The sequence below is a fragment of the Nitrosopumilus sp. genome (genome assembly GCF_025699125.1).
In the GTDB taxonomy this organism is placed as follows: Archaea; Thermoproteota; Nitrososphaeria; order Nitrososphaerales; family Nitrosopumilaceae; genus Nitrosopumilus.
Genome location: NZ_JAILWC010000001.1, coordinates 519,801 through 539,779 on the forward strand (window position 1 = coordinate 519,801; position 19,979 = coordinate 539,779).

Annotated in this window: 22 protein-coding genes; 12 read left to right on the forward strand and 10 right to left on the reverse strand. The window is 32.4% G+C overall.

All coding sequences use genetic code 11. The features are described from left to right. Window positions 1-82: 82 nt before the first annotated feature. From trpB to K5783_RS03155, 7 genes are all read right to left on the reverse strand, one after another. The gene (gene trpB, locus K5783_RS03125) at window positions 83-1,282 is read right to left on the reverse strand and encodes a tryptophan synthase subunit beta (RefSeq protein ID WP_297472084.1); all 1,200 of its coding nucleotides are present in this window, start codon (window positions 1,280-1,282) and stop codon (window positions 83-85) included. Continuing rightward, window positions 1,279-2,055, reverse strand: a complete 777-nt coding sequence (locus K5783_RS03130; protein ID WP_297472085.1) for an indole-3-glycerol-phosphate synthase — start codon at window positions 2,053-2,055, stop codon at window positions 1,279-1,281. The genes trpB and K5783_RS03130 overlap by 4 nt, the downstream gene beginning before the upstream one ends. Continuing rightward, on the reverse strand, window positions 2,055-3,095 hold the full coding sequence (gene trpD, locus K5783_RS03135; RefSeq protein WP_297472086.1) for an anthranilate phosphoribosyltransferase: 1,041 nt from the start codon (window positions 3,093-3,095) through the stop codon (window positions 2,055-2,057). Before trpD ends, K5783_RS03130 begins: the two co-directional genes overlap by 1 nt. After that, a complete protein-coding gene (locus K5783_RS03140) occupies window positions 3,092-3,619 on the reverse strand; it encodes a hypothetical protein (protein WP_297472087.1) in 528 nt (175 codons plus the stop codon). Before K5783_RS03140 ends, trpD begins: the two co-directional genes overlap by 4 nt. Window positions 3,620-3,636: 17 nt before the next feature. After that, complete coding sequence (locus K5783_RS03145) at window positions 3,637-4,242, reverse strand: aminodeoxychorismate/anthranilate synthase component II (protein WP_297472088.1); 606 nt, start codon at window positions 4,240-4,242, stop codon at window positions 3,637-3,639. Further along, window positions 4,239-5,588, reverse strand: coding sequence for an anthranilate synthase component I family protein (locus tag K5783_RS03150; RefSeq protein ID WP_297472089.1), 1,350 nt, complete (start codon window positions 5,586-5,588; stop codon window positions 4,239-4,241). Before K5783_RS03150 ends, K5783_RS03145 begins: the two co-directional genes overlap by 4 nt. 341 nt (window positions 5,589-5,929) lie before the next feature. Continuing rightward, window positions 5,930-6,331, reverse strand: a complete 402-nt coding sequence (locus K5783_RS03155; RefSeq protein WP_297472090.1) for a DUF6659 family protein — start codon at window positions 6,329-6,331, stop codon at window positions 5,930-5,932. Between the two features lie 179 nt (window positions 6,332-6,510). On the opposite strand from K5783_RS03155, the gene K5783_RS03160 reads away from it, so the two are divergent. Both K5783_RS03160 and K5783_RS03165 read left to right on the forward strand, forming a co-directional pair. Next, window positions 6,511-7,812 (forward strand): hypothetical protein, encoded by a 1,302-nt coding sequence (locus K5783_RS03160; RefSeq protein ID WP_297472091.1) that lies wholly within the window; start codon window positions 6,511-6,513, stop codon window positions 7,810-7,812. Between the two features lie 345 nt (window positions 7,813-8,157). Next, complete coding sequence (locus K5783_RS03165) at window positions 8,158-8,301, forward strand: hypothetical protein (protein WP_297472092.1); 144 nt, start codon at window positions 8,158-8,160, stop codon at window positions 8,299-8,301. A gap of 409 nt (window positions 8,302-8,710) precedes the next feature. On the opposite strand, the gene K5783_RS03170 is transcribed toward K5783_RS03165, so the two are convergent. Continuing rightward, window positions 8,711-8,926, reverse strand: coding sequence for a hypothetical protein (locus K5783_RS03170; protein ID WP_264953960.1), 216 nt, complete (start codon window positions 8,924-8,926; stop codon window positions 8,711-8,713). A gap of 189 nt (window positions 8,927-9,115) precedes the next feature. On the opposite strand from K5783_RS03170, the gene ggt reads away from it, so the two are divergent. From ggt to K5783_RS03220, 10 genes are all read left to right on the forward strand, one after another. Further along, window positions 9,116-10,747, forward strand: a complete 1,632-nt coding sequence (gene ggt / locus K5783_RS03175; RefSeq protein WP_297472093.1) for a gamma-glutamyltransferase — start codon at window positions 9,116-9,118, stop codon at window positions 10,745-10,747. A gap of 14 nt (window positions 10,748-10,761) precedes the next feature. Then, the gene (locus K5783_RS03180; RefSeq protein ID WP_297472094.1) at window positions 10,762-11,535 is read left to right on the forward strand and encodes an N-formylglutamate amidohydrolase; all 774 of its coding nucleotides are present in this window, start codon (window positions 10,762-10,764) and stop codon (window positions 11,533-11,535) included. After that, window positions 11,526-13,310, forward strand: a complete 1,785-nt coding sequence (locus tag K5783_RS03185) for a cation:proton antiporter (RefSeq protein WP_297472095.1) — start codon at window positions 11,526-11,528, stop codon at window positions 13,308-13,310. Before K5783_RS03180 ends, K5783_RS03185 begins: the two co-directional genes overlap by 10 nt. 92 nt (window positions 13,311-13,402) lie before the next feature. Then, on the forward strand, window positions 13,403-13,843 hold the full coding sequence (locus tag K5783_RS03190; protein WP_297472703.1) for an SHOCT domain-containing protein: 441 nt from the start codon (window positions 13,403-13,405) through the stop codon (window positions 13,841-13,843). Window positions 13,844-14,193: 350 nt separating this feature from the next. Further along, window positions 14,194-14,616, forward strand: a complete 423-nt coding sequence (locus tag K5783_RS03195; protein ID WP_297472096.1) for a PRC-barrel domain-containing protein — start codon at window positions 14,194-14,196, stop codon at window positions 14,614-14,616. Between the two features lie 80 nt (window positions 14,617-14,696). Further along, window positions 14,697-14,948, forward strand: a complete 252-nt coding sequence (locus K5783_RS03200; protein ID WP_297472097.1) for an Lrp/AsnC ligand binding domain-containing protein — start codon at window positions 14,697-14,699, stop codon at window positions 14,946-14,948. 318 nt (window positions 14,949-15,266) lie between these two features. Beyond that, a complete protein-coding gene (locus tag K5783_RS03205) occupies window positions 15,267-16,874 on the forward strand; it encodes a cation:proton antiporter (RefSeq protein ID WP_297472098.1) in 1,608 nt (535 codons plus the stop codon). A gap of 87 nt (window positions 16,875-16,961) precedes the next feature. Further along, the gene (locus tag K5783_RS03210; protein ID WP_297472099.1) at window positions 16,962-17,408 is read left to right on the forward strand and encodes a universal stress protein; all 447 of its coding nucleotides are present in this window, start codon (window positions 16,962-16,964) and stop codon (window positions 17,406-17,408) included. A 97-nt stretch (window positions 17,409-17,505) separates the two neighbouring features. After that, window positions 17,506-18,504 (forward strand): hemolysin family protein, encoded by a 999-nt coding sequence (locus tag K5783_RS03215; protein ID WP_297472100.1) that lies wholly within the window; start codon window positions 17,506-17,508, stop codon window positions 18,502-18,504. A gap of 64 nt (window positions 18,505-18,568) precedes the next feature. Then, the gene (locus K5783_RS03220; protein ID WP_297472101.1) at window positions 18,569-18,997 is read left to right on the forward strand and encodes a hypothetical protein; all 429 of its coding nucleotides are present in this window, start codon (window positions 18,569-18,571) and stop codon (window positions 18,995-18,997) included. A 287-nt stretch (window positions 18,998-19,284) separates the two neighbouring features. On the opposite strand, the gene K5783_RS03225 is transcribed toward K5783_RS03220, so the two are convergent. Then, window positions 19,285-19,485 carry a hypothetical protein gene (locus K5783_RS03225; protein WP_297472102.1) on the reverse strand — a complete coding sequence of 67 codons (201 nt, stop codon included), beginning with the start codon at window positions 19,483-19,485 and terminating at the stop codon, window positions 19,285-19,287. 43 nt (window positions 19,486-19,528) lie between these two features. Beyond that, a complete protein-coding gene (locus K5783_RS03230; RefSeq protein WP_297472103.1) occupies window positions 19,529-19,975 on the reverse strand; it encodes a hypothetical protein in 447 nt (148 codons plus the stop codon). Window positions 19,976-19,979 lie beyond the last annotated feature (4 nt).

The following is a 19,979-nucleotide window of genomic DNA, read 5'->3' on the forward strand; positions in this document are numbered from 1 at the left end:
CTGTTTTTTTAGCTGCCATGTTTAGATGATTATTTGGATGAATTTCTACAGATGAAATTAAAAAAAATACACTAAATAGGTATTATTTGGTATGTGTTTTTTTATTTTTATTTAGATAATTTTGCACTTCTTCTACGTCTTTATCACCTCTTCCAGAAAGTGTCACTACGATTGATTCTGATCTCTTTCCTTTTCTAGCCACTTTGATTGCCTCAGCTACGGCATGAGCTGATTCAAGAGCTGGGATTATCCCTTCTGTTCTTGTAAGCGTTAAGAATGCATCAATTACTTCAACATCTGTTGCTGAACGGTATTTTATTCTCTTGGTATCTTTATAGTATGAATGCTCAGGTCCAACACCTGGATAATCTAGTCCTGCTGAAATGCTGTGTGTCTCAGTAATCTGCCCCTCTTCATCTTGAAGTAGATATGTCATCATACCATGTAGTACTCCTTTTGAACCTGCTGATAGTGTTGCTGAATGCATTTTTGATTTTAATCCTTGACCTGCTGCCTCAACACCAATGATTTCTGCATTGGTATCTACAAGTGGATAGAAGGTTCCTATTGCATTGGAACCTCCTCCAACACATGCAATTACAATGTCTGGTGTTTTGTTATTGATTTTTTTCATTTGAGTTTTAATTTCTGCACCGATCACACTTTGAAAATCTCTTACCATTACTGGATATGGATGTGGACCAACTGCTGAACCAAGAAGATAATATGTCGTCTCTACATTTGTAATCCAGTCCCGAATTGCTTCATTGATGGCATCTTTGAGCGTCTTTGATCCAGATTTTACAGGATGGACCTTTGCACCTAACAAATCCATTCTAAACACATTAAGCTTTTGACGTATGGTGTCCTTGTGTCCCATATACACTTCTGCGTTCATTCCCAAAGCAGCACATGCCATAGCTGTTGCAACACCATGTTGTCCGGCCCCCGTTTCAGCAATGATTCTTTTTTTGTTCATTTTTTTTGCTAATAGTGCTTGACCCAAAGTGTTATTGATCTTATGGGCTCCTCCATGCAACAAGTCTTCTCTTTTTAGATAGATTTTTGCACCACCTAGTTTTTCTGATAAATTTTTTGCATAGTATAATGGTGTTGGACGTCCTGCATACACTTTTAGATAATAGTCTAATTCCTTTTTGAAATTTTTATCATTTTTGAATTTAAGATAGTTTTCTTCTAATTCCTCAATTGCTGGAACAAGTGTTTCTGGGATGTATTTTCCACCAAATTCTCCAAATTTGCCATTTTTAGGATATTTCAATATGCATTCACCAATTTTTTTACCTGTTCTTGAATGTTGTCGCTTTTCATTATGCTTGAACCAATCAGAAATGCATCTGCGCCGCATTTTTTGAGATAATTGATATCTTCTGGTGTTTCGATCCCACTTTCAGATAGAATTATCCTTGATTTCTCGTATCCTTTTAGGACATACTCTGTAGTTTTAATATCGATCTCTAATGTGTCTAGATTTCTATTATTAATTCCAATGATGTCCGCATCTGTCTTTAGGGCATTTTCAAATTCTTCTTTTGTGTGGACTTCAAGTAAAATTTCTAATCCTTGTTTGTGTCCATAACTGATGAACTCATCAATATCTTTGAGGAATTTTTGATCAAATAATGACTGAATTACTAACATGTAGTCTGCACCTATCTTTTTTGCTGCATCGATCTGAATTTTATCAATCATGATGTCTTTCATTAATAATGGCACATCAAATGCTTGTCTTACTTTCATGAAAAATTCAGGGGAGCCATTGAATAGGTGTGGTTGAGTTAAAATTGACAATGCTTTGGCGCCTCCCGTAATCATCTGGTTTGCAATGCTTACCGGATCTGATGTAGTTCTAATCTTTCCAAGTGATGGTGATGCAAATTTAATTTCAGTTAAGAGTGTAGCATGAGGATTTGTTTTAATTATGTGCACGAAATCTTTACTTGATTTTTGCAGTTTTGGATTAACATCGTATACTCCATCATCAATTGCCATCTGAGAATTATTTACTAATTTTCTAAGAATGTTTTCTGCCATTATGTTAACTCATTTAATTTTGAAATGTCTCCTGTATCTGCAACAAATTTCTTTAGCAATGAAAATGCTTTACCGTCTTTAATTGTATTTAATGCAATATCTACGCCTTCCTCGAAATTATTGGCAATGTCTGCAACAATTAACCCACCAGCTGCATTTAGTGCTGTGGTCTCAATCATAGCTTGGGTTGCTGTATTGTTGAGAACTCCCACAAATGATTTTATGGCTTCTTCTTTTGTCTTGATTTGTATGTCTTCAAGTTTTGATTTGTGTAGTCCTACCACAACTGGATCAATTACATTCATCAATACTTTGTTATTTCTCAAAATACATACTCTGTTGGTAGCACTTGTAGAAAATTCGTCCATTCCATCATCAGAACGTACTGTCATGATGTTTTGTGCCCCCTTTCTTTTCAAAATTGCAGGTAACCTATCAAGGTATTCTATTGAGAATACTCCTATTAGTTGATTTTTGACTCCAGCAGGATTTGATAGCGGTCCTAGCAAATTAAATGCAGTTCTTTTTCCTAGTTGTTTTCTTACTTTAGATATGTGCTTCATTGCAGGATGAAATTTTTGTGCAAACATAAAACAAATGTTGTGCTTTAGCAAAATTTCTGAAATTTGTGCAGGCTCTAGGTTCAAATCATATCCAAAATATTCAAAAATATCTGCACTTCCTGAAATTCCAGAGCTTGAACGATTTCCATGTTTTGCAACAATTCCACCAGCAGCTGCTACGACAAATGATGCGGTAGTTGACACGTTAAATGTCTGAATCTTATCTCCTCCTGTACCACACATATCAATTATTCTTCCTCTGTTTTTTGTTTGGACTTTGAGTGAAAACTCTTGCATTTTATCAAGCATTCCTAATAACTCATCATCTGTTTCTCCTTTTTCTGCAAGGTATGATAAAAATTCTGTATTTTGCTCATCATCTGTTTTTCCTGACAGAATATCTGTCATGACCGAATTCATCTCATCATAATTTAGATCAGTTTTTTGTTGAAGTTTTGTAATGATCTCTGAAATCATTTTATCTCTCCTGATTCCGGCTTTCGTTTAATCTCATCAGTGACTGTATTTAGAAACTTTAGTGTGTGTTTGGGAATCTCTTCAAACTCTCTTTCTGAAAAACTCTCATAAAATACCCAGTCATCAAATTTTTTCATATAATTTTGAAAATCAAATGGAACGTTACTCTCTTTTGATGCATCATCGATTCCTTTTCCTACTGAATAAACAAAAATTAATGCCTCTCTTGCATTTTTTTTGAGATAATCTCCCACTGTGAATGGCTTTGGAATATCTGAAATTATTCTTTTATACAAAACTGATTTTTCAATATTTTGCATTGTGGATTCTATTGTAAATGTCAAAAAATTATCTAATCCTTTTATCTCTTTTTTCAGATCAACTGTTTCTAGATTTGTGTTTTTTTTAATGCACTGCTCTACTAACATATGAATAAAATCGTCTGGAATATTTTCATCTGAATAGTATTTTGTGAATCCATAGACTGAAACAAGTTTTTCTCTATCAGTAAGTATTTCTGTCATTGGAATCATCTCTTGCTCTATTTTGAACGTGATTTTTTCTCCTTTACTTGATTTATAAAATTCTCTAGAATCTTTTTACCATTCTCTGTCATAATTGATTCTGGATGAAATTGTACCCCTTGGATTAGGTATTTTTTATGTGTAATTGCCATTACTTCTCCGTCATCGTCAGCTGTGGCAGTTACCTCCAAAATATCTGGAATTTTTGTTTTATCTCCAACCAAGCTATGATATCGTGTTGCTCTAAATGGATTCTTTACATTTAGAAACAATCCTGAATTTGTATGCTTCACTGGACTTGTCTTGCCATGTCTAACACATCCTGCATTAGTTACTTTGCCACCAAATGCATGAATAATTCCTTGATGCCCTAAACAAACTCCTAGAATTGGAGTGGTTGGACCAATATCTTTGATAACGTCTGAACAAACACCAAAATATTTTTTATCTTCTGGTGTTCCTGGACCTGGAGAGATAATTATTCCATCATAATTATTTTGTTTAATTTGATCTAATGTAATCTTGTCATTTCGTATGACTTCACAGTCAACTCCTAATTCTCCTAGATACTGTGCAATGTTATATACAAATGAATCATAGTTGTCAATAATTAGAAATTTCATTTTGATGCCTCTTTTAGTGCTTGAAGCATGGCTCCTGCTTTATGTTCTGTTTCTTTGAATTCGTTTTCGGCAATTGAATCTGAAACAATTCCTGCCCCTGATTGTATGAATCCTTCATTGTCTTCAATGAAAATACTTCTAATTGCAATTGCAAAATCACAACAACCATTGTATGAGAAATATCCTACCGCACCCGCATATGGGCCTCTTGCTTCGGGTTCTAATTCATCAATAATTTCCATGGCTCTAACCTTTGGTGCTCCTGAAACGGTTCCTGCAGGAAAAACTGCTTGAAACGCATCAAACATATCGTTTTTAGGATCTAAATTGCCTATGACATGACTCACTATGTGCTGGACATGACTGAATCGTTTTATCTGCATCAATGATTCTGGATGGACTGTGCCATACTTGCAAACCCTTCCAATATCGTTTCTGCCCAAATCTACTAACATTGTATGTTCTGCCAGTTCTTTTTCATCATGAATTAATTCATCTGCCAACTGTTTGTTTTCTCTCTCATCATTGGTAATCTTTCTAGTTCCTGCAATTGGGAATGTTTCAACTTTGTCTTTTGTGATTCTAACTAACATTTCTGGTGATGCACCAATAATGGTTTTTCTATCCTGTTTTAAATGATACATGTATGGGGATGGATTCAGTTTTCGTAGTGTTTTGTATAATGTTAAGTGGTCTCCGTTGTTTTTGAATGCAAATTTTCTAGACAATACAACCTGAAAAATATCTCCATCATGAATGTATTTTTTTGCTTTGTTTACAATTTCAGAAAACTTTTCTTTATCCATATTTGGAGTCACTTCACTTGAATGAAATTCTTCAAAAATATCCTCTCCCATTATTAATTTGTCAAATCTATTCTCATCATGATAGAAATAGAATAATTTTTTGTGTAAATTATCATAAAGTATTCCATCATCATAAATTCCAAACTCCATTAATGGTTGTTTCGAATTATGCGAATCTGCAATATTCTCTACTAGTCTGATTGCATCATAGTTTACAACTCCTACTGCTCCTCCTAGGTATCTGTAACTTTGATCATCTGTTTTTCCTACTATCTTTTTTAGTTCTAAAAACGGGTCTGTGGTTTGAATCGTTTGTATTTTTCCATCCGAAATTATTTCAACTTTGTCTGAATATCCTTTGAAAACAATTTTTGGATCAAATCCCATCACTGAAGTTTCTGCCAAAACCTCCGGACCAGTTAATGATTCAAACAGGAATGAATGCGAGTAATTTCTTGAAATTTTATTATAAATTTGAAATTGGTTTTCAGATAAATCTAGGGGTATTATTTTTGCTTGAGCATTTCCAAAGATGTCCACCCATGTACAAAATTTTGATGTATTATTATTTAAATTGATGAGTGGGGGCAGACGACGCTGTTTTTGTTTAAAATGTTCATTCTAGGCATGATAAAGTTACGGTATAGTACGGTACCTTTATATCGTATTTGAATGTATGTTAATTACCATGCAGGGGGTTAATCAAACGATTATGCATAACATGCATAATCTTGTAAAATCACATTCTTCAGTTTCTAAGGTTGAATGCTATGTTTGTGGCAAAGGATTAGAAGATGGACATTGTATTACGGCAAAAACATTGCCTAATGGAACTGTTTTGTTCTGTGATGTGCACTATTCATTACAATGAACAGCGTATTTTAAATTGTAGAAATTGTTATGTCGTCAAACAATTCTTCTGCTTTCTTTATGATTTGTTTGTCATCTGCATCAGGTTCTGCTGAAATGAGTATCAAATTATCCCCAATTGGAACACTTATGAGCAATTGTTTTGTTCTTCTAGATGCAATATAGTCAATTGGTCCAAGAATATCGTCAAGCTCTTTTCTCATTTTAAAATCCAACTGCATTTGCATGTATATCATGGATATTTTTTCATCTTTGATCAACGGTGACTTTCCTTTTTTGAATCCACCTGCAATCAATCTTCCAAGTTCATTAATTATCCCTACATGCCTTACTTTTTCATTTTTAGATAGTTCTAAACACGCATCATCTAATTTTTTAATTTCTTTAGCAGTAAGCAATACCATTATGATCATATGCTGCATCCGTTATTTTTAATATACTTTTCAAAATCTTAGAACTGCTTTTACCCTCTAAAAACAGATTTATTTTAAACTCTCTTCTATTATGACCTTTTACTGTCTGTTTTGACATGAGTGTGTTGGTCATCTACTTGTCTTGGTACTCATAAATAGTCAAATGATCTTGAAAATATGTGGGACTTTCAAATCAAAATCTGTTGGGATTGAAATTGTTTTCGCCAAGTTCAATTAACGATAAATCTTTGGAATTTTTTGAATTTCTAAAATATGAAACAAAAATATTTCGTAATGATTCCACCATTCTAAAAAAGAATTTAATTGATGAAATACCTAAAAGTCTCAAAATCAAACAAACTCCGAGAAAACAACAAACACTAAAAAAATTTGAAAAATTTTTACAAAATCTTGATAACATATTATTCATCAAAATCTCTGATGATGAAATTTCTGAGATTAAATGGGATGATATTGATGATTTTTGTGGTTTATTGCGTTTAATTGAAAGAAGTGATGAAAGAAAGGTCAGGTGGGCATTATATCATTTATTTGCAAAGGGTAATCTTGAAATTTCTAAAACCCAATTAGCTGAATCATTAAAAGAATTCAAAATTAAACACTTTGATAAGATTCTTACCAAAATCATTAAAGCAGAAACACTTTCTGGACTTGATGCTGAATTTAATGGAACTACATTCATAATTAATCATGATGCTGGGGACAAATTGGTATCTCATTATTTAGCTGATGCCATCGAAGAACAGTCAAGGCGATCTCCGGGTGAGCTAGAAGAAGAAATTTTAAAATTGATTGATGAGGGTTCGTATTCTAATCAAGAAATTTCCCAATCTCTTTTAATTGATGAAGGCCTTGTATCTAGAACAATTAGTAAATTACGTGATCAAGATAAAATCATCTTGTCTAGTTTTGGTCAACGTGGTGCTAGATACTTTACTACAAATTGTGATAACTGTCCTTTTGGAACAACAAAAACATCCTGTAGAAAAGAAGCATTATCTTTCATCATTTCTTCATTTATGAAAGATTTTGAAGTGAATCTTTCTGCAAACGATTTTGATTCTGTTGAATCAAATCAGGCATTACTAAAAATTAAACGAATTATTATGATGGCACGAAAAGAAAAGAATACAAAACTTGAACGTAATCTAAGTAAGAATCTAGATGATATACTTTCAAAAGTAGTTGAAAAATTCATAAAAATTGAATTTCCAGATAAAAAATCTTCTGGTGGTTCTAAAATAAATTTTGGTGTATCTTCAGCCATATCTAATCTTCCAATATTATATCAATTAGGGCTTAGAAAAGGAGCACATGAAGGAATTCGACTCATGAATGAACTGTTACTAGAATCCAAAACCATGCAAAAGGAAGACCGTATGAAAATACAAAAACATGCTATGAAGGAAGCTAACAAATTTCTCAAAAATCTAGGCTTGGAATATAATAACTCTGTTTGATTTTGTTAATTTCTTGTTTTGCTCTATTGTCGTATTTTTAAGGCATCTTTTGTAACATTTTGGTATAATTGAATATCTCTCACTCAACTCACATCCAGTTATTTAAACTGCAAATGAATTGATTTCATTTAAAATGAACTCAATTATCTGATATTTTTTAAACAATACTTTTGTATCGTCAACAATTGCTAAATTATCGTGAACCTGCATTGGATGCCAAATCATATGATCCATCTATTCATTGTAATTACTGTGGTGAAAAATTAGATAATAAGATGGAATATTGTTCTGATTTGTGTAAAGAAAAAGATTCAATTTGGCACAACTAGACGTGGTGTTACTTTAATGGATTATTCAAACCCCAATATTGAAGAAGACGGAGTTGAAAGTAGATTCGACAAATTATATCCTGAATATGACTACTCTTTAAAATCCTCCTCTAAAGAAAAAGATCAAAGAAAAAAGAAAAGAATGAAAACCATGTATTGAAATTGTATTTCTTAATACGTTGATTATCTTTAGAATTATGAGTTGCGTATCTGTAACATATCTTGTTGATTGTAATTTGTAGCAATCAGAGTAAAAAACTATTTTTCTTAAAGACAAAATATGATAATCTAAAAATTATCTTTTTAATCTACAACACAACAGAACCGAAAAAAGATATGTTAATAGAATAAATTGTCCGTCGTGTTTATATTGACGAATAATTTCGTAGAAATGCCGTCACAAGGTTTGTAGGCAAAACCTAACTGAATAAAATCATACGGAAAGAAAAACCTTCAATAAAAATTTTAAAAATTAATTACTTCTAAGATGCATAGTTTTCACTGTTTAATTTTAGAAAAATGGAAAACAATTCGCCGTCTGGATGACGATTGTTAGTTTGTTGACGATGTTATCGTCTTTTAGCTGCTGCCTTTCTTTTAGGAGCTGCTTTTTTAGCTGCTGCCTTTCTTTTAGGAGCTGCTTTTTTAGCTGCTGCCTTTCTTTTAGGAGCTGCTTTTTTAGCTGCTGCCTTTCTTTTAGGAGCTGCTTTGGATGCAGCATTTCTTTTTCTAGTTATAGCTGCTTTTTTAGCTGCTGCACTTCTTTGTGCTTTAGTTTGTACCATTTCTAAATTTTTAATAATTTACTGTATCTTATACTACAGCAGTGAAATTTTTTTATCCAAAAATACCTTTTTTGTAATTTTTTATCTTTACCCAGATCAGTATTTGTAGTGGTATGTCTTCCAATTATTAATGCAAATAGTATTCGTATTAAACAAAATTTCTTCTAAATCAAAGGATATCATACAAAATTGAATCTTGAAAAAATAGAAAATTCTTTTAGATCAACTACCAACAAAAAATCCTCTTTTGCAAAAAAAGGCATGGTGTCTTCTGCATTTCCTGATGCCACAAAAGCTGGAGTAGAAATGCTAAAAAAAGGCGGAAATGCTATTGATGCGGCATGTGCTACAGCACTTGCATTAGGCGTATGTGAGCCTCAAGCTTCTGGACTTGGAGGTCAATCCATGGGAATTCTCTATTTTAATGGAAAATCCTATGCGATAGATGGTTCTAGTCGATCTCCTTCTTTGGCACATTCATCATTTTATGTTAAAAAGAAAAACCGTCGTTTAGGATACAAATCTACAACAATTCCGAGCACTTTGTCTATGATAGGATTTTTACATGAAAGATACGGTCGGTTAGAATGGCAAAAGATTGTTTCGCCATCGATCCATATTGCCAAAAAAGGATATAAAATTACACAACTTCAACATAGTTTACAGCAAAGAGAGTTGGATAATTTTCATTCAATTAAATCAAAATCTGGTGCAAAATATTTTCTAAAAGATGGCCTTGTTCCATATGATGTAGGGGATAGATTCATTCAGGATGATCTTTCTGAAACACTATCGTCTATATCCGAATATGGATATCGTATTTTTTATCACGGAAAAATTGCAAAAAAGATTGCAGCAGATATGAAAAAAAATCATGGTTTAATTCAAGAAGAAGATTTGGCGTATATCCCAGAGGCATTAATTCGAAAACCTATTAGTAGAAAATATCGTCACGTTACAGTTGTCACTTTACCTCCGCCTGCAGCAGGTAGAACTTTACTTCTTACATTGATGATGTTGAATCATCTTCCTTCAAAATTTCTTAGAAGTTCAAAACCTAGCTCATACCACTTTGTTGCTGAGACATTCAGAAAAGCATTCTTACATCGATTACAGCGGCCATTTAATCGTCATACATATGATCAAATCCAGGATAAATTACATTTACAAAGAACTTTTGCAAAACAAATGGCTGATTCTATTCATAATTCTATGGATGCTACTTTGCCTATGGAAGATCCTGATTTTGGAGGTGAAGATACTACGCATTTTTCAACTATGGACAATGAAGGCAATGCCGTTGGTATAACCCAATCAATAGAACTCGCATATGGCTCAAAAACTGCAGCTGAAGGTTTGGGATTTCTATATAATAATTACATGTCAGCGTTTGAATTTAACAATCCTAATCACCCTTATTTCATTAGACCAAATGCAATACCTTGGACATCTGTGTCCCCTGCATTAATTTTTAACAATTCTAAACTGTGGATGGTTGTGGGAAGTCCTGGAAGTCAGAGAATATTTTCTACAATAACTCAATTTCTATCTAGAATCATTGATGGTGATTTACCAATGGATCAGGCAATTGAGCGACCCAGATTTCATTGTTCTATTGGTGGTACTATTAGTATAGAAGATGGGGGATTTAGAACTGAAATTATTGATTATCTCAAAGAGATGGGCTATGACATTTCTGTTAAAGAACGATATTCATTTTATCATGGTGCAATTCATGCAACAATGAAACTGCAAACACAAAATGGATTTCAAGGAGTAGCAGAAGTAAGACGTGATGGGATCGCCGAGGGATTAAATTAGACCCACTGCCTGTTTTGTTATCTATTCCACATGGTGGAAGAAAGAAACCTATAGAACTTGATGGGCATTTGTGCATTACAAATAAAGATCTTTTTGATGACTCTGATCCTTATGTTATTGAAATATTTGATTTGGGAGAAAAAGTTCAACGTGTAATTAAGACAAATATTGCTAGAGCGTTCATTGATCTTAATCGTTCACAAGACGATTTGCCTCCAAAAAATCCTGACGGTTTGATTAAAAGTTCCACTTGTTACACAAAACCAATTTATCTTGATGGAAAAGAGCCTGATTCTTCTATGAGAACTTTATTAATTGAATTATACTATCTTCCATATCATAATTCCATACAGAAAAATCTTGATGAGTTGAAACTACAATTATGTTTAGATTGCCATTCAATGGCATCTTTTGCCCCCAGTATTTCACCAGACGGCAAGAATAATAAAAGACCAAAATTTTGTCTGTCAAATAATGATGGGCAAACCGCATCCGAAGAAATGCTGGAGTTATTGGCTTCGTGCATTTCCAAATCTTATGAAATTGATAGAAATGAAATTTCCTTAAATGATCCGTTTCATGGTGGTTATATTACAAAAACATATGGAAATAATCCTGTTCCATGGATTCAAGTTGAGATGAATAGAGATTTGTATATGTCAGATCCTTGGTTTGATAAAGAAACACTTACTGTAGATTTGGCACATTTACAAAAACTAAATGAGCAATTTGAAAATTCTTTAAATCTATTCTTTAAAGAATTCGATGGAGTGAATTCTTGGAAGTAGAAGTCACACAATTTCTTGCACTATTAGCATTACTGCTAGGTGGTGGAATGGTCGGTGCAGGAATTATGAAAAAGATAAAGTTTCCAACAATCATCGGATTTATTCTAATTGGGATGATTGCAGGTCCGTATGGACTTGGAATTGTTGATGATGTGGGGTTGATTAATCTTTTAGCAGAATTGGGAATAATCATCCTACTTTTTGTTGTTGGTTTAGAATTCAGTCTTCAGAAATTACGCAAAGCTGGAATGAAAGCAATCACTGTGGGGATGACTGAACTATCTATAATGTTTTTTCTAGCATACATTGGAGCATTTTCTTTTGGATGGTCGCATTTGGAGGCGTTATATCTTGCAGGAATTTTGTCGATTAGCAGTACTGCAATTTCTTTGAGAATAATGCGTGATTTAAAACTGGTTAAAACAAAAGAATTTGATACAATAATTACCATTTTAATTATAGAGGATCTTGCAGCCGTTTTACTTTTAGTGATTTTAGGAAATGCTTCTGATGGCGCCCAACTTGATTTTACAGGAATTGGGATTTTAATTTTACAGAGTATGACATTTTTTGTAATTGCTCTAGGCCTAGGCATTAAACTCATCCCAAAACTACTAGAAAAAATTCATGGATTGGATATTCCGGAGGGTCCGTTTATCACCGCTCTTGCTCTGGGATTTGGATTAGCAGTTTTAGCACATTTTCTTGGTCAAAGTTCTGCAATTGGGGCATTCATCATGGGAATGATAATTGCATCCTCAAAACACTCTGAAAGTATCACAAAAAAAGTACTACCTCTTAGGGACTTTTTTGGAGTGATATTTTTTGTATCGATTGGAATGCTGGTAAACGTTATGGTAATTCCGGATGTTGTTCTGATCTCCATTCCGATAATAATTTTAGCTGTGATTGGAAAATTCATTGGAAATTTCTTTGGAGCTTCAATAGGTGGGCATGGTATGATTAGTTCTTCCACTATTGGGTCTGTTTTGGTTCCTAGAGGTGAATTTTCCTTTATCATGGCAAAACAGGCAGTAGATGGAGGTTCAGTTAGGGATACATTGTATCCAGTTACAATGCTTGTTACATTGGCTACCATGTTTTGTATGCCTTTATTACTAAAAATACTTCCAACTCTTGCTGATAAACAAAGTCATATCCCGTTGAATGTTTTAAATCCAATTTTCATAGTTGGAAAATTCTTTAATAATTTGATGAACACTCCTGGTGATGACAGTCAGTTTAATAAAATTCTGAAAAAACACGGTCCAAAATTCTTCGTTAATTTGATGATTGTAATTGCAATTCTTGCACTAATTGATTATTTTCACGATTATATTGTAAACATAATCTCTACACTTGGAATTCCCCTTCCAATAGAGCCTGAAATTCTTTTAGCAATTATTAGCATATTGCTCATTGTCTATCCTGTTATCACAATGCTTGGTAAAATAGAAAACTTGGTAACTAATATCTCAGATATACTCTCTACAAAATTAATCCCTGCTGACACTAAACACATTGAAGAAAAACCCCTTCATAGATTGCTTAGAAATATTTTCTTTACTGGTTTTATTTTGATAATTATAGCTGTAATTCAACCATATATGGCAGATGTTGTTCTCTTACCGTTTTTGCCCTTTCTTATATCTGGAATTGGACTTACTATTGCAATAATTTTGATAGCCGATTCAGTGTTTGTATTCCAAAAACTATCTCATGGTCATATTATGGATAGCCTGATGAAAGAAGATGAAAGCTCTGAGCCTAAATAATTCTTTTCTGACTAATTCTCAAGGCTGACTTTCCTAAAAACACTGATATTAAAATAATACTTATGTATTATAATCTTAGATTCCGATACTCCATGGTGACTGAAAACAAAAAATCTGAAAGTTCTGATACGATGATTAAGAAAAAACAAGAAAAGATAATGAGTACTATAGAACATACAAAAAACTTGGGAAAAGAATCTTTGGGAAAGATATCTGAAGTAGGTTCAACAGGAACAGCATTTCTAAAATCAAAACCTTACTGGGGATCTTTGAAAAACAGCTCACAAAAAATTAAAGAAAAAACTTTGGAGCATGGTGCAGAATTTAAAAAAAATAGCCCTAAATTTTACAAGAAAATTAGTAGTGGATTTTTTTATTTCTTTGAATCAATAATAGGAAGAATCAAACTCGGTACCCAATATGGAACTCCTAGTCTTGAAATCTTAGAAAGACTTGCCAAACTCAAAGAACTTGGAATCCTTACAGAAGAAGAGTTTACAAATAAAAAGAAAAAAATCTTAGATAGGATCTGATAATGGCTAAAAATCTAATAATTTCTACGCTCGTTATCATCATTGCGGTATTAGTTGGTTTCATAATCATGACAAATTATGACTGGTTTTCCCAAGAATGGTTAATTGGGTTGAGTGTTATCGTTGGCGGTGTAATCGCTGAGGGCATTATACTTTATTTAAAAATTAAAAAATGACTCATTCAGTATGTCTTATGTCAATTATCATTGATTTGAGTTGTGATTAGGAAAATTTTCTAGTTTAGTTTATGAATATAATTAAATCATGTAGACAATGTGAAAATGAATCTTATGATCTGAATGGAGTTTGTTACTCTGCAAAATGTGCTTGGGGGATTTTATAATATAACGATGGCTGACGAGAACACCCATTTTTCAAAATATTTTTCCCTTCCGCAATTTATTGGAAAATCTGTCTTTGATAGTAAAGGGCATGATTGTGGAAAGATAAAATCTGTATTAGTTGATCCACAAAAATTTTCAATATCTGGCGTAATAGTGAAAAAAAGATTGTCAAAAGAATATTTTTTATCTCGAGACTATTTCGAAGAAATCAACGATTCTGGACTCAGTTTAAACACTGTTCCGATAAAACCTGGGGATAAAGTTGCAGATGTTGATGGAAAAAACATCGGCAAGATAATTCAAATCAATCTTAATCCTGATACGAACAAACTGGAATCTCTGGAGATAAAATCTCGATTCAGGTCAGAAATAATCTCTTCTGATAGAATTGTTGCAGTTGGTGAAAAAATCAAAATTAAATCATTCTAAACAGTTTTTTACGACAAAAAACAATATCTCCTTTTTTACCTTTTTCATTATCTTTATTTACTTTAAACATGATGCAGAGTATGCAAGCATACGTTCTGATAAATTGTAGCACTGGTAGTGAAACTACATTGATTTCTGAACTTAAAGAATTACCTGAAATAATTGAAATTAATGGAGTGTGGGGGAAGTATGATATTTTTATAAAAATATCTACTGCAGATCCTAATGGAGTAGAGCAGATTATCAAAAGACTTCGAAATCATCCTGATGTTGTAGATACCTATACCATGCATGTTTTATATGGACAAGGTGGCACAATCGACAATGAATAAAAATTCAACATAACGAATAATTAATTTCATTCATGTTCTGTTTATGATCAATCTCCTGTACTGTGCAATTTGTAATGAAAAGAAAACTCAAAAATTAAATCTTGTGATTCTAAATTCATTTAGATCTTGTAGTGTGGATGAATTATTTTTAATTTTGAAGCACACACAAGATAAAAATTATTAAACTTCTAATAGATTTTATCGGTATTATACGATCTGGTTCTGGGTAGGCATTCATACACAAAGCATTTTGGTCAATAAGTACTTGTAAGGGAATTGAACATAAGTTTTTAAAATTATGGGAGATTTGTTTGAGAATTGACTTTTGAATCTATTTTGTATATAGGAATTTTACTCTTAGCTGCCAAACTGTTTGGTGAAATCATGCATCGTATAAATCAGCCAACAATCTTGGGAAATGTTCTTGCAGGAATTATTGTTGGTCCTGCACTTTTTGCTCTTGTTCAACCAATTGACGAAATTGAACTGTTCATTTCTATTGGAGTGTTTTTTCTATTCTTTTTGATAGGCCTTGAAGAAATTGATCTTGCAGGCTTATTCCGTGTAATGCGCGGAAGAATTTTTGCTGGTTCTGCAGTTGCATTTTTAATTCCTTTTGTTATTGCCGGTATTTTTGGACTGGCCTTAGATATGGATTTTGTAAAATCATTTGCAATTGCCAGTGTAATTGCAGCATCTAGTTTGGGTGTTACTGCTAAAGTTCTAAGTGATCTTGGAAAATTAAAATCAACAATAGGTCTTGAAATTTTTACTGTTGCAGCACTAGTAGAATTTATTGCAATTATTGTTACAAGTATAATGATTCAGATCAATACTAGTGAAACACCTGAATTTTCTGAATTTATTTGGTTATTTGTTAAAATGATCATATTTTTTACTGTAGCTGGACTTGTTTCAGTCTTTATTTTGCCACGTTTTTTCCGTTTCATAAAAAAACATCTGCGTGTTACCCAAGTATATTTTGGAGTTGTAATTGGGGTAATCTTACTTGTTGCATATTTTGCTGAGATTAGTGGGGTTCATGGTGCTATTGGTGCACTGCTTTTAGGAATTGCTGTTTCCAGAATGAGTAAAGATGATTATAATGAAATTTCAAAAAATGTCCATGCAGTAGGGTATGGGATTTTTATTCCAATATTTTTTGCAGGAATCGGACTTCATTTTAGTACTGCATTTCTTGATTTAGAATTATGGGTTATTGTTGGATTTCTTGTAATAATGATTGGGGTAAAATTTTTGGGTTCGTATATTGCAGTACGTATAGCTCAAATGCGTCCTGCAACAACTGTGGCGTATGGTGTGATGTCAAAAGGTGCAGTTGATTTGGCATTGATGTTATCTTTACTACAAGTAAATATTTTAAACAATAGCCTGTTTTCCCTTTTGGTTCTTGGAACTTTAATGACCATGATAATTTCTAGCGTTGAACTTCAACGTAAATTAAAGAAAATCATACACTTTAAAGTAGGTACGATTGAAATGGGATTGGTTCCTGGTTATTTTAGAAGAGTTGTATCTGATATGACTGCCGTATCTGTAATTAACACAGCATTCCTTAAAACAAAAAAGAATCTCACAATTAAAGAATTTCTTAAAAATAATGACCTTGACAAGAAGCCCTTTTTGGTTTTTGATGAAAATGATGTCCTAGTGGGAATCATTTCAAAACGTGAAATTGAAAAATCACACAAGAAAACCCGTGATATTACTACTGTTGGAGATATAATGTATGAAAAATTCCTGACCGTATTGCCTAATGATTATCTATATTCAGTAATTCAAAAGATGAATTCTTATCCATTTGATATGATTCCAGTAGTTAATCCTGAAGAAAATAAAAAAGTCATAGGGATTATTTCAAATCAAGATATTATGAATTTACTCGTGGAACCTAAGAAATCCTAATTTTATAGGTTATCTATCATAATAGTTAAAATTTCAATTGCTTGTAATAATTGAAAATTCTATATGTGTGAATGCTTTCTTATAATTATGATCCCAAACAGAATTAAAAAGATTGTAATTCCCTTTGATGGTTCAATTCACTCAAACCATGCCTTTAACATGGCATTAAATCTTGCACAAAAATACAACTCAAAATTAATTCTAGTAACATGTGTTGAAAAGATTAACGGAAGTTGGTATGGTAAAGAATTTGCCCCCTCTTACAATAAAGATGTAAAACGATACAAGGAAAAAATTCTTCGAGAAACATCAAAATTAGAAGAAATTTCAAAAAAGAAGAAGATTAAAACCATAACAAAAATTTTTGTTACTGATTCAATTGTAGAACAAATTCTATCATTTTCAAAATCAAATAAAGTGGATGTGATTGTAATGGGCTCTCATGGAAGATCAGGAATTGATAAATTGATTCTAGGCAGTGTTGCCAATGGTGTTGTTCAAAGATCAAAAATCCCTGTTTTGGTAGTACGATAGAGTGCAAAAAATCCCTAATTTGGAATAGTCTATTGTTTATTTTCAATTATGAGATTCTAAATACCATTTAACTTTTCAAAAAACAGTGATTGGTTAAATGGAATTTGTTGAACTTGAGATAATTATTATTATGATGTTGGTTGGATTATATGCTCTTTTTAGCGGACTTGAAATTGCAATAGTTGGAGTGAGACGATCAAGAGTAATCAGATTATATAGAAAGCGTGTTCCTGGCTCTTCACCTCTATACAAATTAAAAATGAATCCTGCAATGATGACTTCTAGTGTTAATTTGGGAAATACCTTGGTAAATGTTGCATCCTCAGTACTTGCAGCAGATGTTGCAATAAAGTTACTTGGAAGTCAGGGCGTTGGAATAATAATTGGAATAATGACATTTGTGATTTTGATTTTTGGGGAAATATTGCCTAAAACATTTTGTAATGTAAATCCCGAAAAAGCATCTTTGAAATTCAGTAGGGTCTTACTTGTTTTCACCTATGCGATGTACCCATTTGTTAAATCATTAGAAATTCTAACTGGAACAATATTGAAACTTTTTGGAGGCTATTCTCCAAGACCTAAACCCATCACTGAAGATGAGATAAAGGAAGTAATTGAAATGGGTTACACAGAAAAAGCAATTGAAAAAGAAGAACGTGATCTTGCACGGAATGCATTAGAATTTGATGACAAACCTATTCAAGATGTAATGACTCCAAAAGATAATGTCTTTTCATTAGATGGAGCACTTACTTTATCTACAGTAATTTCAAAAATTGAAGATAAAGGATTCTCTCGAATTCCAGTTTATGAAAAAACAACTGAGAATATTGTTGGAATATTACACATATGGGATATTGCAAGGCTGTCTAAACAAAAATTCACCACCACTAAAATTAATACTATGGTAAGAAAACCATTCTTCATCTATTCTAGTGATAGAATAAGTAATCTTCTCATTGAACTAAAGAAAAAAGATATGCATATGGCTGTTGTTTTGGATGATCAAGATAAATTAGTTGGGATAATTACTGTTGAAGATTTGTTAGAGGAAATTGTAGGAGATATTGTAGGTGAGGCTAAAAAACAATGACACTACCTGAAATCTCAGTATTTTTTATCTAATTATTTAAATTCCTCAAAAAAACTAGTCGTGTATGCCTGAAACCCGTGAAAAACAACATGATGATTTTGATGTATTTGACAAAGTTAACCAAAGATATTTTTCTGAAATAGAGCATTCTGTTCCTCATTTTCAGCAAACATTGTTTGATTTACAAAATGAGTGTTACAAGTCATGGAAAAACACTATCAATGCAAATGTACAATTACAAAAAGAATTTTTAGGCAAATCTGGATTTAATTTCGCTTTGCCAAAAATTACTCAAAAAATAATTGATAATACTGGTGAGGAAATTGTAAAATATCGACTAGCCTGTATAAAAATAGCAATAACAACAATAGAATCGGGCACAAAAAATGTTAAAACCTGGAATGATAGTGCAAATACGTTTCTTGATTTGAATAGAGAAATAATGCACAGTTGGTTTTTGTCGTTTATCCCCAAAATAGACATTGAAAAATGAAAAAATCTACCATCGGCATTATCGTTATTGCAATCTCTGTTGCAGTATTTTATGGCATAATGAGTTTATTATGGCAACTCTAAAAATACAAGTACCTTTAACAAATGAAACATGTTTTTTACAAAATTAGATCTCTTTTTGCGAAAAATGATTTCTATTCTTCATCAGGATCGTCAGCTTTATCTCTGACTTTTTTGAGAATACAAAATTTACTTAATTTTTTGAGAAATCCCATTGATGTAGTTACAAACTAGAGCTTTATGTGTGTTGAAATTTTTGCTTGATCTCTACTCTTCATCAATTTTTTTGTTATATTCATCCACTTTGTAATTATATTCTTCAATCTCTTTGTTCTCATTATCGATGCCCTCTTCAAATAATTCAGGATTTTCTTCCTGGGCCTGTTTCATAAGTTTCTTGAATGTGTCAGGATCGTTTTTTTGAAGTTCGAGTAGAATTTTTCCTATTGATTTATCTAGGTTGCTCATCACTATTTATGATTCAAATCTCATATTTTTACTATTCCTAAAATCAATACCCAGAAGCCATGTTTCTGTTTTTCCCATTTGCTGAATAATCATATAGCATTCTTGCCTCTTTCCATTGATACCACACAAAATTCCATACTAGATCATCTATTGACTGACGTTCTTCTTCATTGATTTGTCTATCTCTTAGATTGTAAATTATTTTACTTCTAATTGTTCCTAGTCGTAATCCTAGCATTACACACTCTCTGTTGTTACTGGGAAGTTCTTTTCCTCTAAAACTGTTTGATTTTGAATCAAAAATATCAAAATGTTCCTCATGCCACCTGAATTTTGACTTGTCAAATATCTCAAGAATTAAAGTGATTGTGTCATAATCTAGTTTTTTCTGATCAAGTTTTTCTTTGATTATCTGCTCTGCTTTTTCTTTTCTTTGCTTGTCGAGTTTTCTCTCTAAATCTTTTAGTTCTTTTGATATTTTCTCTTGCATTAAT